General features: G+C 68.7%; 10 protein-coding genes and 1 riboswitch. Of the genes, 8 read left to right on the top strand and 2 right to left on the bottom strand.

Translation table 11 applies throughout. From position 1 onward, the window contains the following. Positions 1-128: riboswitch (SAM riboswitch) on the bottom strand. A 106-nt stretch (positions 129-234) separates the two neighbouring features. Next, on the top strand, positions 235-1218 hold the full coding sequence (gene holA / locus OOZ19_RS15465) for a DNA polymerase III subunit delta (RefSeq protein WP_266090798.1): 984 nt from the start codon (positions 235-237) through the stop codon (positions 1216-1218). 179 nt (positions 1219-1397) lie between these two features. Here holA and rpsT read toward each other — a convergent pair whose 3' ends face one another. Then, positions 1398-1658, bottom strand: coding sequence for a 30S ribosomal protein S20 (gene rpsT / locus OOZ19_RS15460; RefSeq protein WP_266090797.1), 261 nt, complete (start codon positions 1656-1658; stop codon positions 1398-1400). A 228-nt stretch (positions 1659-1886) separates the two neighbouring features. Here rpsT and OOZ19_RS15455 point away from each other — a divergent pair, with 228 nt between their 5' ends. From OOZ19_RS15455 to OOZ19_RS15430, 6 genes are all read left to right on the top strand, one after another. Continuing rightward, entirely contained in the window at positions 1887-2693 is an 807-nt protein-coding gene (locus tag OOZ19_RS15455; RefSeq protein ID WP_266090796.1) for a TSUP family transporter, read from the top strand. Positions 2694-2983: 290 nt separating this feature from the next. Further along, complete coding sequence (locus OOZ19_RS15450; RefSeq protein ID WP_184477684.1) at positions 2984-3187, top strand: cold-shock protein; 204 nt, start codon at positions 2984-2986, stop codon at positions 3185-3187. Between the two features lie 93 nt (positions 3188-3280). Then, a complete protein-coding gene (locus OOZ19_RS15445) occupies positions 3281-3661 on the top strand; it encodes a VOC family protein (RefSeq protein WP_266090795.1) in 381 nt (126 codons plus the stop codon). Positions 3662-3784: 123 nt separating this feature from the next. After that, positions 3785-5641, top strand: coding sequence for a translation elongation factor 4 (gene lepA, locus OOZ19_RS15440; RefSeq protein WP_266090794.1), 1857 nt, complete (start codon positions 3785-3787; stop codon positions 5639-5641). A gap of 307 nt (positions 5642-5948) precedes the next feature. Beyond that, the gene (locus OOZ19_RS15435; protein ID WP_266090793.1) at positions 5949-8309 is read left to right on the top strand and encodes an arylsulfatase; all 2361 of its coding nucleotides are present in this window, start codon (positions 5949-5951) and stop codon (positions 8307-8309) included. A gap of 101 nt (positions 8310-8410) precedes the next feature. After that, entirely contained in the window at positions 8411-9304 is an 894-nt protein-coding gene (locus OOZ19_RS15430; protein ID WP_266090792.1) for a LysR family transcriptional regulator, read from the top strand. 149 nt (positions 9305-9453) lie between these two features. On the opposite strand, the gene OOZ19_RS15425 is transcribed toward OOZ19_RS15430, so the two are convergent. Next, positions 9454-10914, bottom strand: coding sequence for an XRE family transcriptional regulator (locus tag OOZ19_RS15425; protein WP_266090791.1), 1461 nt, complete (start codon positions 10912-10914; stop codon positions 9454-9456). A 121-nt stretch (positions 10915-11035) separates the two neighbouring features. Here OOZ19_RS15425 and aceA point away from each other — a divergent pair, with 121 nt between their 5' ends. Next, positions 11036-12358 carry an isocitrate lyase gene (gene aceA / locus OOZ19_RS15420; RefSeq protein WP_266090790.1) on the top strand — a complete coding sequence of 441 codons (1323 nt, stop codon included), beginning with the start codon at positions 11036-11038 and terminating at the stop codon, positions 12356-12358. Positions 12359-12369 lie beyond the last annotated feature (11 nt).

Raw genomic sequence — 12369 nt, 5'->3', positions numbered from 1 at the left:
TCCTCATCTGTCCCGCGGGCGGGTCGGAGTTGGCACCAATTTCTTCGACTGCCTCGCGAGTGCCGCGAATGGTCGAGATGGTTGCCGGGGCTTCATCGGGCCGTTCCCTCTGCCCCTCTGGATGAGCTATTCGGTTGTGGCGGCAACGTTACGGGAGGGCGCCGCGTCCTGGCCAGCACGGTCCAGCGCACGGGAACGATCCGCGGTGTCGCAGGGTCATGCGACGATGCCCCTATGAGTTCTCCGTCGGTGGTCTGCGATCCGCTGCATTTGATCCTCGGGGACGAGGAACTGCTGGTGGAGCGCGCCCTGTGGGAGGCGGTCGGGGCGGCCCGCGCGGCAGACCCGGAAACCGAGCTGCGCAGGATCAAGGTGAGTGAACTCACCCCGCCGGAACTCGACGAGTTGCTCAGCCCCTCGTTGTTCGCGGAGGGCCGCGTGGTGGCGCTGGAGGCCGCGCAGGACGCGGGCAAGGAGATCGCCGAAGCGATCTTGTCCCACGCCCGGCAGCCCGCGGACGGCGTGGTGCTCGTGATCGTGCACAACGGCGGTGGTCGCGGCAAGAACGCGAAGGAACTGCCGAACGCGCTGCGCAAGCTCAACGCCCGGGTCACCGAATGCAACAAGATCACCAAGGGCTCGCAGCGCGAGTCGTTCGTCAAGGACGAGGTCCGGCGTGCGGGCGGTCGCATCGACGCCGCCGCGGTGGGCGCGCTGATCGAAGCGGTCGGTTTCGACCTGCGTGAACTGTCCTCTTCTGCTTCGCAGCTGGTCGCCGACACCGGCGGCAAGATCGACGACGCGGCGGTGCACCGCTACCACCGCGGGCGTGCCGAGGTGACCGGCTTCGTCGTGGCGGAGAAGGCCGTGACCGGGGACCGGGCCGGAGCGCTGGAGGCGTTGCGGTGGGCGCTGCAACTGGGTGTGGCGCACGTGCTGATCGCCGATGCTCTGGCCGACTCGGTGCGCACCATCGGCCGGGTCGCCGCTTACGGCCGGGGGGATCCGTTCCGGCTCGCCGGAGAGCTGGGCATGCCCGCGTGGAAGGTGAAGAAGGCGCAGGGCCAGGCGCGGGGCTGGAGCAGCGCCACGGTGTCCGAGGCGCTGCGGGCGGTCGCCGCGCTCAACGCCGACGTCAAGGGCATGGCCGCCGACGCCGACCACGCCTTGGAACGCACCGTGCTGCGCTTGGTCGACCTGCACTCGTCCCGGAACTGACGCGAATCGCCACACGGACGCGTCCCGGGAGCCGAGCTCGCCGCCGAGCGGACAGCCGCGAGCGGCCCGTGGCGGGCACTCGGCGCCGCACAGCGAAACGGGGCCCGCTCCCCGGAGGGAACGGACCCCGCTGTCAGCCTGCGACCGGTCGAGAGCGAACCCGACCGGTGCCGCGTGGCTCAGAGCTCGTTGGCGACCTTGGCCAGCGCCGACTTCTTGTTGGCGGCCTGGTTGGCGTGGATGACGCCCTTACCGGCGGCCTTGTCCAGCGTGCGCGAGGCGGCGCGCTGCAGCTCGAGGGCCTTGTCCTTGTCGCCGGCGGCAGCGGCCTCGCGGAACTTGCGGATGGCCGTCTTGATCGACGACTTCGCCGACTTGTTGCGCAGGCGGTTGCGCTCGTTGGTCTTGATCCGCTTCATCTGGGACTTGATGTTGGCCACTGCGGGCGCCTCTTTCCTCGATCGGACTCGTCGTGCCGCGCTGTATCGGCGCTGCCGTGCCGGGTCGAGCGGACCTCGGCGCGAGCAGCTTTCCTCCCTGGCGGAATGCCGCACGGCACGGTCGGCAATCCTAGCAACGCCGCACCGGGCGCTCCGCTTCGGTCCTGGCTGCGAGGACGCTCACAAGCGGCGCCCTCGTCGGTGGCCGGCCGCATAGGGTCACCCGTCGTGTTCACCGCATTGGGCTGGCCCGGCTTCGCCGAACTGTCGCTGGCCGGGTTGATCTTCCTCTGCTGCGCGGCGTTCCTCGCCGGCGCGGTGGACGCCATCGTCGGCGGCGGCGGCCTGATCCAGTTGCCGGCGATGCTGCTGCTGGTGCCGGGTGGCGACCTGATCTATTCCTTGGGCACGAACAAGCTCGCCGCCGTCGCGGGGACCGCTGCCGCCGCGCGGACCTACGCCAAGCGGACACCGGTGCCGTGGCGCAGCGCGCTGCCGATGGCGGCGGTGGCGTTCGTCGGCGCGCTGGGCGGCGCGATGTTCGCCGCCGCGCTGCCGCAGGCGGTGCTGACCGGTGTGGTGCTGGTGGCGCTGATCGCGGTCGGGATCTACACGTGGCGCAAACCGGACCTCGGTTCGGTGGAGGCGCCCCGGTTCGGTCCGGCTCGGCAGACCCAGGTGATGGTGGCGGGCGGCGCGGCGATCGGGTTCTACGACGGCATCGCCGGCCCCGGAACCGGCTCGTTCCTCGTCTTCCTGCTCGTCGGCCTCGTCGGTTTCGCCTTCGTCGGGGCGTCCGCGACGGCGAAGATCGTCAACGTGGCGACGAACCTCGGCGCGCTGCTGTTCTTCATCGCCGCGGGCAAGATCCTGTGGGGTCTGGCGCTGGCGATGGCGGTGAGCAACGCGACGGGCAGCGTGCTGGGTGCGGCGATCGCGTCCAGCCGCGGTTCGGTGTTCGTGCGCAAGGTCTTCCTGGCCGTCGTGGTGGCCTTGGTGGCGAGTCTCGGGTGGAAGCTCGCGTCCGGGATCTGAGCCTCCCGGAGGCCGGTTCCGATCGGGCCGCGGGGCAAGGCGTCACCGCTGCTGCGGAGGGCCGCGACATGCGCGGGTTGAGATCGAGAACACCGGCGGGTCGCGGGAATGATCCGGCCCTGGGTGTGGTTGTATGAGTCGGCCGATTTTTGTGTTCGTGTTCGACACGCTCGCGAAAGTTGCGGGCGCGACTCTGTCCTGAGCGCAAGCTGGAGAGTTCGCCGTCTGGACTAGGCCCCGTTGTCCGCACAGTGCGGGCATCGGTACTCATCAGCTGTGAGGAGACAGAGATGGCACAGGGCACCGTGAAGTGGTTCAACTCCGAGAAGGGCTTCGGCTTCATCTCGCCCGACGGTGGCGGCCCGGACGTGTTCGTCCACTACTCGGCGATCGACGGCTCCGGCTTCCGCACCCTGGAAGAGAACCAGACCGTGACCTTCGAGATCACCCAGGGCCAGAAGGGCCCGCAGGCCAGCGGCGTTCGCCTGGTCTGAGAGCGGTGATCCGCTCGGCGGGTCCCCCACCCTCGTGGTGGGGGGCCCGCCGTTTTTTCGCCCCGATGCGGCCGAGGCGGTACAACCGGACCCATGGAGGTCCTCAACAGCCGCATGATCCTTCGTCCGCTCGACCCGGAGCGCTCGCTGCGCTTCTACCGGGACGTGCTGGGCCTCGCGATCTCCCGTGAATTCCCGGGAGGCACCGTGTTCTTCCTGGGCCAGGGGTTCCTGGAGTTGTCGGGCCGAGGTGAGCACGGACCCAGCCCCGATCAGGTGCTGTGGTTGCAGGTGCGCGACCTGCGCTCGGAGTTCGGTCGGCTCAGCGGGCTGGGCGTTGCGGTGGAGACCGCGCCGGTCCGTCAGCCGTGGGGCCTGGACGAAGCGCGGATCGCCGACCCGGACGGCATGCGGATCGTGCTCGTGGAGGTCCCGCCGGACCATCCGGTCCGCGCCGACCAGCGTCCGCGGTGAGCTGACGGGGCCGCGCCCCGGATCCGGGCATTCGGAACTGGGCATAAGGGGCTGCCCGCGGCGTGGGACGATGTGGTTTGAACGCGCGCCCCGCGAGGACCCCGAGATCCCAAGGAACACCGAGTGAGCAGCTTCGCCGACAACACCTTCACGGACCCGGAGCGCATCCGGAACTTCTGCATCATCGCGCACATCGACCACGGCAAGTCGACGCTGGCGGACCGGATGCTGCAGCTCACCGGGGTGTTGGGGGAGCGGGCGTACCGGGCGCAGTACCTGGACCGGATGGACATCGAGCGGGAACGCGGCATCACGATCAAGGCGCAGAACGTGCGCCTGCCTTGGGAGAAGGACGGTGTCGAACACGTCCTGCACATGATCGACACTCCGGGGCACGTCGACTTCACCTACGAGGTGAGCCGGTCGCTGGCCGCGTGCGAGGGCGCGATCCTGCTGGTCGACGCCGCGCAGGGCATCGAGGCGCAGACGCTGGCGAACCTGTACCTGGCGATGGAACACGACCTGCAGATCATCCCGGTGCTCAACAAGATCGACCTGCCCGCCGCGGAACCGGACAAGTACGCGGCCGAGCTCGCCCACATCATCGGCTGCGAGCCCGCCGATGTGCTCCGGGTATCGGCCAAGACCGGCGAGGGCGTCGGGGCGGTCCTCGACGAGGTGGTCAGCCAGATTCCGGCTCCCGAGGGTGATCACGACTCGGCGCCCCGCGCCATGATCTTCGACTCGGTCTACGACACCTACCGGGGCGTGGTGACCTACATCCGGGTGGTCGACGGCAAGATCACGCCGCGGCAGCGCATCCGGATGATGTCCACCAACGCCACGCACGAGCTGCTCGAGGTCGGCATCATCTCGCCGGATCCCAAGCCCTCCGCCGGGCTCGGCGTCGGCGAGGTCGGCTACTTGATCACCGGTGTGAAGGACGTCCGCCAGTCCAAGGTCGGCGACACGGTCACCGCGGAGCGCAAGGGCGCCGTCGAGGCGCTCGGTGGTTATCGCGAGCCCAAGCCGATGGTGTACTCGGGCCTGTACCCGCTGGACGGCTCGGACTACCCGATCCTGCGGGAAGCGCTGGACAAGTTGCAGCTCAACGACGCCGCGCTGACCTACGAGCCGGAGACCTCGGGCGCGCTGGGCTTCGGCTTCCGCTGCGGCTTCCTGGGGCTGCTGCACCTGGAGATCACCCGGGACCGGCTGGAGCGCGAGTTCGGCCTGAACCTGATCTCCACCGCGCCGAACGTGGTCTACCAGGTGAAGCTGGACGAAGGTGAGGACTTGGAGGTCACGAACCCGTCGGACTGGCCGGAGGCCAAGATCGGCGAGGTGCACGAGCCGATCGCCAAGTGCACCGTGATCGCCCCGTCCGAGTTCGTGGGCACGATCATGGAGCTGTGCCAGAGCAGGCGCGGCCGGCTGGACGGCATGGACTACCTGTCGGAGAGCCGCGTCGAACTGCGCTACACGCTGCCGTTGGCCGAGATCGTGTTCGACTTCTTCGACCACCTCAAGTCCCGCACCCGCGGCTACGCCTCGATGGACTACGAGGAGTCGGGCACTCAGAGCTCGCAGCTGGTCAAGGTCGACATCCTGATGCAGGGCGAACCGGTCGACGCGTTCAGCGCGATCGTGCACAAGGACGCCGCTTACGGCTACGGCACGAAGATGACCTCGAAGCTGCGCGAGCTGATTCCGCGCCAGCAGTTCGAGGTGCCGATCCAGGCCGCCATCGGTTCGCGGATCATCGCGCGGGAGACGGTCCGCGCCATCCGCAAGGACGTGCTCGCCAAGTGCTACGGCGGTGACATCAGCCGGAAGCGCAAGCTGCTGGAGAAGCAGAAGGAGGGCAAGAAGCGGATGAAGACCATCGGCCGGGTCGAAGTGCCGCCGGAGGCTTTCGTCGCGGCGCTGTCCACGGACGACTCGGCGGGCAAGGACGACAAGTCCAAGCCGAAGAAGTGACCTGCCGCGGTCCTGCCCAGCGGCTCCGGCGTTGAACGAACAGTCGGCGAGGTGCGCGCCATAGGCGGCGGCTATGGCGCGCATCGTGAATCGGTCTTCCCGTCATCGGGACGTGTGATCACCAGGCGCGATGTCGGCCGGATGTGTCGTGGACCTCGCTGACCAGCGGTGTCCGGCTCGTGGGAACCCTTGCTCCCGGCGGCTCGCCGACTAGCATTCGGTCGGCATCGTGGAGACCCGGAATTCGTTGCGCCGCTTGCGGTTTCGTCTCCCGTGCTCGTTCACCGCATCGCACAGGAGGTAGCACATGGGAGCATCCGACGTATCGCGTGAACACCTGCCGATCCCGGACGCCCCGCCCGCTTCAGCCACCTCGCTCGACGTACGAGACCAGGACCCCGCCTTCACCCCGGTTCAGCCGCTGAACGCTCCGGCCGGTGCGCCCAACGTCGTGATGGTCCTGATCGACGACATGGGTTTCGGCGCGTCCAGCTCGTTCGGCGGGCCGTGCGAGATGCCCGCGGCGCAGCGCCTGGCCGACGGTGGACTGCGCTACTCCCGGTTCCACGTCACCGCCATCTGCTCGCCGACGCGTCAGGCGCTGCTGACGGGCCGCAACCACCACTCGGTCGGCATGGGCGTCACGACCGAGATGTCCAGCGCCGCGCCCGGCTACTGCGGAATCCGCCCGCGCAGCGCCGCCACGATCGGCCAGCTGCTCAACGGGAACGGGTACAACACGGCCGCGTTCGGCAAGTGGCACCAGACCCCCGCGCGGGACGTGAGCCCGGCCGGGCCGTTCGACCGCTGGCCCACCGGTGAGGGCTTCGAGAAGTTCTACGGCTTCCTCTGCGCGGAGATGAACCACTGGTACCCGGTGCTGTTCGACGGCACGAATCCGGTGGAGCCGGACCGCCGCCCGGAGGACGGCTACCACCTCTCCGAGGACCTGGTGGATCACGCGATCGACTGGATGCAGACCCAGCACACGCTGAAACCGGACACGCCGTTCTTCACGTACCTGCCGTTCGGTGCGACCCACGCCCCGTACCACGTGCCGCAGGAGTACCGGGACAAGTACCGCGGCAAGTTCGACCACGGCTGGGACCGGCAGCGCGAGATCACGTTGCAGCGCCAGAAGGAACTGGGCGTGGTGCCGCCGGACACCGAGCTCGCGCCGTGGGCCGAGGGCGTTCCGCACTGGGACGAGCTGTCCGAGGAGGAGCGCCGCGCGGCGGCCTCGTTGATGGAGCTCTACGCCGGTTTCGCCGAGCACACCGATGATCAGGTGGGCCGCCTCGTCGATGCGCTGGACGAGTTGGGCGAGCTCGACAACACGATCTTCATCTACATCCTTGGCGACAACGGTGCTTCGGCCGAAGGCGGCTTGGGCGGCACGTTGAACGAGCACCGCTTCGCCACGGGCATCCCGGACAGCGCCGAGTTCATCAACGCGCACCGCGACGCGCTCGGCGACGCCACGACGCACGCGCACTACCCGGTGGGCTGGGCGTTGGCGATGAACACGCCGTACCAGTGGACCAAGCAGGTCGCCTCGCACCTCGGCGGAACCCGCGACGGCATGATCGTGCACTGGCCGCAGGGCATCGAGGAACGCGGCGGTGTCCGCGACCAGTGGCACCACGTGATCGACGTGGTGCCGACGATCCTGGAGGCCGCGGGCATCCCGCACCCGAGTTCCGTGCAGGGCGTGCCGCAGCAGCCCATCGAGGGCACCAGCATGCTCTACAGCTTCAACGACGCCGAGGCACCGGATCGGCACCGGGTGCAGTACTTCGAGATGGTCGGCAACCGCGGCATCTACCACGACGGGTGGATGGCCGTCACCCGGCACGGGACGCCGTGGGAGATGGTGCAGGACGGCACTCGCCGTTCCTTCGACGACGACCGCTGGGAGCTCTACGACACCAACGTGGACTGGAGCCAGGCGCACGACATCTCCGCCGAGCACCCCGGCAAGCTCCGCGAGCTGCAGCAGTTGTTCTTGGTCGAGGCAGCCAAGCACCAGGTGTTCCCGCTCGACGACCGGATGACGGAGCGGGAGAACCCGAAGGAGGCCGGTCGGCTCGACCTGCTCGGCGACCGCAAGACCATCACCTTCCACCCCGGTGCCAAGCGGCTCACCGAGGAGACCGCGCCGAACATCAAGAACCGCTCGCACGTGATCACCGCGCAGGTCGAGGTGCCGGAGAGCGGTGCCGAAGGCGTGATCGTGGCGCAGGGCGGGCGGTTCGGCGGCTGGTCGTTGTACTTCCACGAGGGCCGCCCCAGCTACGCCTACAACTACTTCGGCACCGACATCTACAAGATCACCGGTGACCGGTTGGAGCCGGGCGTTCACGAGGTGCGGCTCGACTTCGGCTACGACGGTGGTGGTGTCGGCAACGGCGGGACGGCCAGGTTGGAGGTCGACGGCGTGAAGGTCGCCACTGGCCGGGTGGACGCGACCATCCCGTACTACTTCGCTTTCGACGAGACGTTCGACATCGGCGTGGACCGGGCCTCTCCGGTGGTGGACGACTACGAGCCGGTGGACAACGCGTTCACCGGGCGGCTGCGGTCGGTGCGCTTCGACCTGGGCGACGACCTGGCCAGCGATTCGGAGGACGTCGAGGCGAGGGAGCGCTTCCGCGCGGCCCACGACTGATCAGTCGTTCTTCGGCCCGGCGGTCGTCGCCGGGCCGAAGCGCTCGCGCAGACCGTCGTGTCCGGGATGGTTACGGTGACCGGATGTGAGGGGAGGCGGTTGTGGAGCGTCGTGAGGTCGAGTACTTCCTGGCCGTCGCTGAACACGGCAGCTTCACCGGTGCGGCGAAGGCGTTGCACGTCGCGCAGCCGTCGCTGTCGGCGGCGATCGGTCAGCTGGAGAACCGCTTGGGAGGCAAGCTGTTCCACCGCCTCCCGCACGGGGTGCGCCTGACCCCGGCGGGCGAAGCGCTGCTGGAGCCGGGCCGCCAGGTGATGCGGGATTTGACCACGGCCCAGGACTCGGTGCGCCAGGTCCTGGGACTGACCTCCGGTCGGTTGGACATCGTCGCGCAGACCACGCTCGCCATCGATCCGCTCGCGGGGCTGATCGGGAAGTTCCTCCACCACCACCCGCAGGTGGACGTGCGGGTGGTCGATCAGGAGTCGGGGAAGTCGCTGACCGGCATCGTTCGTGCGGGTGAGTGCGAACTGGGCATGGTCGACTCGGGAACCGACCCGGAGGGGATGGACGGGATCCGGTTGCCCGGCCGGGAGATCTACGCCGTGCTGCCGCCCGGTCATCGCACCGCCAAGCGGATCGGGCTGTCCGAGCTGGCCGCCTTGGACTTCGTCACCACGCCGGAGGGAACCGCCACGCGCGGGGTCATCGATGACGTGGTCGCCGCCCGCGACCTGCGGCCGAGGGTGTCGGTGGAGACCGTGCACCTGGCGATGGTCGTACCGCTGGTGCTGGCCGGGGCAGGGGTGACCTTGCTGCCGGAGTCGATGGCTGCTGGGGCCGCGCGGGAGGGGGCGACGGTGTTGCCGTTGCGCCCGAAGGTCGTCCGGGCCGGGCGGTTGTTCTGGCGTCCTGGACCGCTGTCCCCGGCGGCGTCCCGGTTCGTCGACTTCGCGATGGACTCGGCCAAGCCGAAGAACCGCCGTGCCCGATGATCGACCCGCGGTGCACGCTTCGAGCCGGTCGCGGTCATCGAAGCGCCGGAGGGTGAGGTCGCTTCGATGACCGCGGTGAGTTCGTCCTGGTCAGCCGCTCTGCGATCGGGGTTCCTCGGTCGGGGAGAAGGCGTCCGGGGCGGTCCCGATCAGTGGGATTCGAGGAAGGAGTAGACGTCGGCTTCGTCCACGCCGGGGAACGTTCCGGACGGCAATGCTGAGAGCACGTGGGAGTGCGCCCGCGCTGACGGCCAGACCATGCCCTGCCACCGGTTCGAGAGCTCCGTCGGCGGGCGCTGGCAGCACTCGCCGTTGGGGCAGCGCGACTTCGAGTGGTTCGTGGTCTCGCGCCCGCGGAACCAGCGGGACTCGGTGTAGGGCACTCCCAGCGTGATCGCGAAATCGCGGCCCCGGTTCGGGTCCACGTGCGCCACGCACCAGTGAGTTGCTCCTGGCTTGTCGGTGTACTGGTAGTGCGTCGAGTACCGGTCCGGCGACGCGAAGACCGTGCGCCCGGCCCAGTGCCGGCACATCCGCTGGCCCTCGATGGCGCCCGCCGGGTCGGTGGGGAAGACGAGGCCGTCGTTCTCGTACGCCTTGTAGATGATGCCGGTCTCGTCGTTGCGCACGAAGTGGCAGACCAGGTCCAGGTACTGCGTCGCGAGGTTGGTGAACCGGTGCGCGGCCATCTCGTAGGACACCGAGAACACGTCCCGCAGGTCCTCCACCGCCAGGTCGCGATCCGCCTTGGCCTGCTTGAGGTAGCTGACCGCCGTCCGCTCCGGCATCAGCACGGCCGCGGCGAAGTAGTTCGCCTCCACCCGCTGCCGCAGGAAGTCCGCGAAGTCCCGCGGCTGGCTGTGGCCGAGGGTCAGGTGCCCCAGGGTCTGCAGCAGGATGGTGCGCGGGCTGTGCATGCCCAGCGATTCCCGGCGCAGGAAGATCCTGCTGTGGCGCAGGTCGGTGATCGAGCGCACCGACCGCGGCAGGTCGGTGACGAACCGCAGGCCGTAACCCATATGCGTGGCGATGGACTGGATGAGGCCCTCGGAGAGCGCGCCGCCGTGGTAGCCGACCCGGTCGAGGATGCCGGAGGCGGCCTTCTCGATGTCCGGGAAGTAGTTGCCGTGCTCGCGCATCATCCGCCGCAGCTCGGCGTTCGCTTTGCGCGCTTCCTCCGGGGTGGCGACCTGCTTGGTTTCCCGGCGCTTCAGCTCGTCGTAGAGCGCGAGCACGTGCTCCAGCGCCTCCGTAGGCACGCGCTTGCCCACCTTCAGCGGTGGCACGTCCAGCCGCTGGTACAGCGGGTCGAGTTGGGCCTGCTCGACGGCGATCTCGAGCTCCGCGCGACGGTTCGGCGGTTTTTTCGACATCAGTTCGTCCACCGAGCTGCCGAGCGCGTCCGCCAGCCCGCGCAGCAGCGAGAGCTTCGGCTCGCGGTGCCCGTTCTCCAGCAGGGACAGCTGCGAGGGTGCGCGGCCAACGCGTTCGCCCAGCTCAACGAGGGTGAGCCCGGCGGCGCGGCGCAGGTGGCGCAACCGCTGCCCGAAGACCAGAAGGTCTTGGTCGGTGGAAAAATTACGGTCTTCTTCAGAGGCGAACTCGGCCATGTCGTTGATGTTAGCAGAAAAATCTACGAAATTTCCATGGATTTCTTCTCGGAACGGGCTGGTTCTCCGGCAACACTGGGTTCAGCAACGCCGCAACGAACATCCCGGAAGGGGAAGAACCATGAGCCTCCAGCCTGGAACCCGCCAGCAGGCGATCAAGGCCGCCGAAGAACTCCAGCACGACTGGGACACCAACCCCCGCTGGAAGGGAATCGAGCGTACCCACACCGCCGCGGACGTCGTCCGGCTGCGCGGTTCCGTGCAAGAGGAGCAGACCCTGGCCCGGCGCGGTGCCGAGCGGCTCTGGAACCTGCTGCACGAGACCGACTACATCAACTCGCTGGGCGCGATGACCGGTAACCAGGCCGTCCAGCAGGTTCGCGCGGGGCTCAAGGCCATCTACCTCTCCGGCTGGCAGGTCGCCGCCGACGCCAACCTGGCGGGCGAGACCTACCCCGACCAGAGCCTCTACCCGGCGAACTCGGTCCCGCAGGTCGTGCGCCGGATCAACAACGCCCTCAAGCGCGCCGACCAGATCAGCTGGTCCGAGGCGCTGGACCCGGAGGCGGAGGAGACCGAGTCGGAGCCGACGCACTGGATGGCCCCGATCGTCGCCGACGCGGAGGCGGGCTTCGGCGGTGTGCTCAACGCCTACGAGCTGATGAAGGGCATGATCCAGGCCGGTGCGGCCGGCGTGCACTGGGAGGACCAGCTGGCCTCCGAGAAGAAGTGCGGCCACCTGGGCGGCAAGGTGCTCATCCCCACCAGCCAGCACGTCAAGACGCTCAACGCCGCTCGCCTCGCCGCGGACGTCGCGGGCGTGCCGTCGCTGGTCGTCGCTCGCACCGACGCGCAGGCCGCGACGCTGCTGACCAGCGACGTCGACGAGCGCGACCAGCAGTTCGTGACCGGCGAGCGCACCTCCGAGGGCTTCTACAAGGTCCGCAACGGCATCGAGCCCTGCATCACCCGCGGCCTGGCCTACGCGCCGCACGCGGACCTGATCTGGATGGAGACCTCGAAGCCGGACCTGGAAGTGGCCAAGCGGTTCGCCGAGGCCATCAAGGACAAGTACCCGGACCAGATGCTGGCCTACAACTGCTCGCCGTCGTTCAACTGGCGCAAGAACCTGGACGACAGCACCATCGCCAAGTTCCAGCGGGAGCTCGGCCACATGGGCTACAAGTTCCAGTTCATCACGCTGGCCGGCTTCCACGCGCTGAACTACGGCATGTTCGACCTGGCCAAGGGCTACGCGGCGGACGGCATGACGTCCTACGTGGACCTGCAGGAGCGCGAGTTCGCCGCCGAGGCGCAGGGCTACACCGCCACGCGCCACCAGCGCGAGGCGGGCACCGGCTACTTCGACCTGATCAGCACCGCGGTGAGCCCGGACTCGTCGACCACCGCGCTGGCCGGTTCGACCGAGGCCGCGCAGTTCTGATCGCGACGTGA

It is taken from the genome of Saccharopolyspora sp. NFXS83 (assembly GCF_026241095.1).
In the GTDB taxonomy this organism is placed as follows: domain Bacteria; phylum Actinomycetota; class Actinomycetes; order Mycobacteriales; family Pseudonocardiaceae; genus Saccharopolyspora_C.
The sequence above is the reverse complement of the archived record's forward strand: the minus strand, read 5'-3'. Positions and strand labels throughout refer to the sequence as shown.

What these genes read in the sequence shown, in the direction of transcription:
- OOZ19_RS15450 (WP_184477684.1), top strand. Translation starts at nt 2,984, where the DNA reads ATGGCACAGGGCACCGTGAAGTGGTTCAACTCCGAGAAGGGCTTCGGC.
- OOZ19_RS15425 (WP_266090791.1), bottom strand. Translation starts at nt 10,914, where the DNA reads ATGGCCGAGTTCGCCTCTGAAGAAGACCGTAATTTTTCCACCGACCAA.
- aceA (WP_266090790.1), top strand. Translation starts at nt 11,036, where the DNA reads ATGAGCCTCCAGCCTGGAACCCGCCAGCAGGCGATCAAGGCCGCCGAA.
- holA (WP_266090798.1), top strand. Translation starts at nt 235, where the DNA reads ATGAGTTCTCCGTCGGTGGTCTGCGATCCGCTGCATTTGATCCTCGGG.
- OOZ19_RS15435 (WP_266090793.1), top strand. Translation starts at nt 5,949, where the DNA reads ATGGGAGCATCCGACGTATCGCGTGAACACCTGCCGATCCCGGACGCC.
- OOZ19_RS15445 (WP_266090795.1), top strand. Translation starts at nt 3,281, where the DNA reads ATGGAGGTCCTCAACAGCCGCATGATCCTTCGTCCGCTCGACCCGGAG.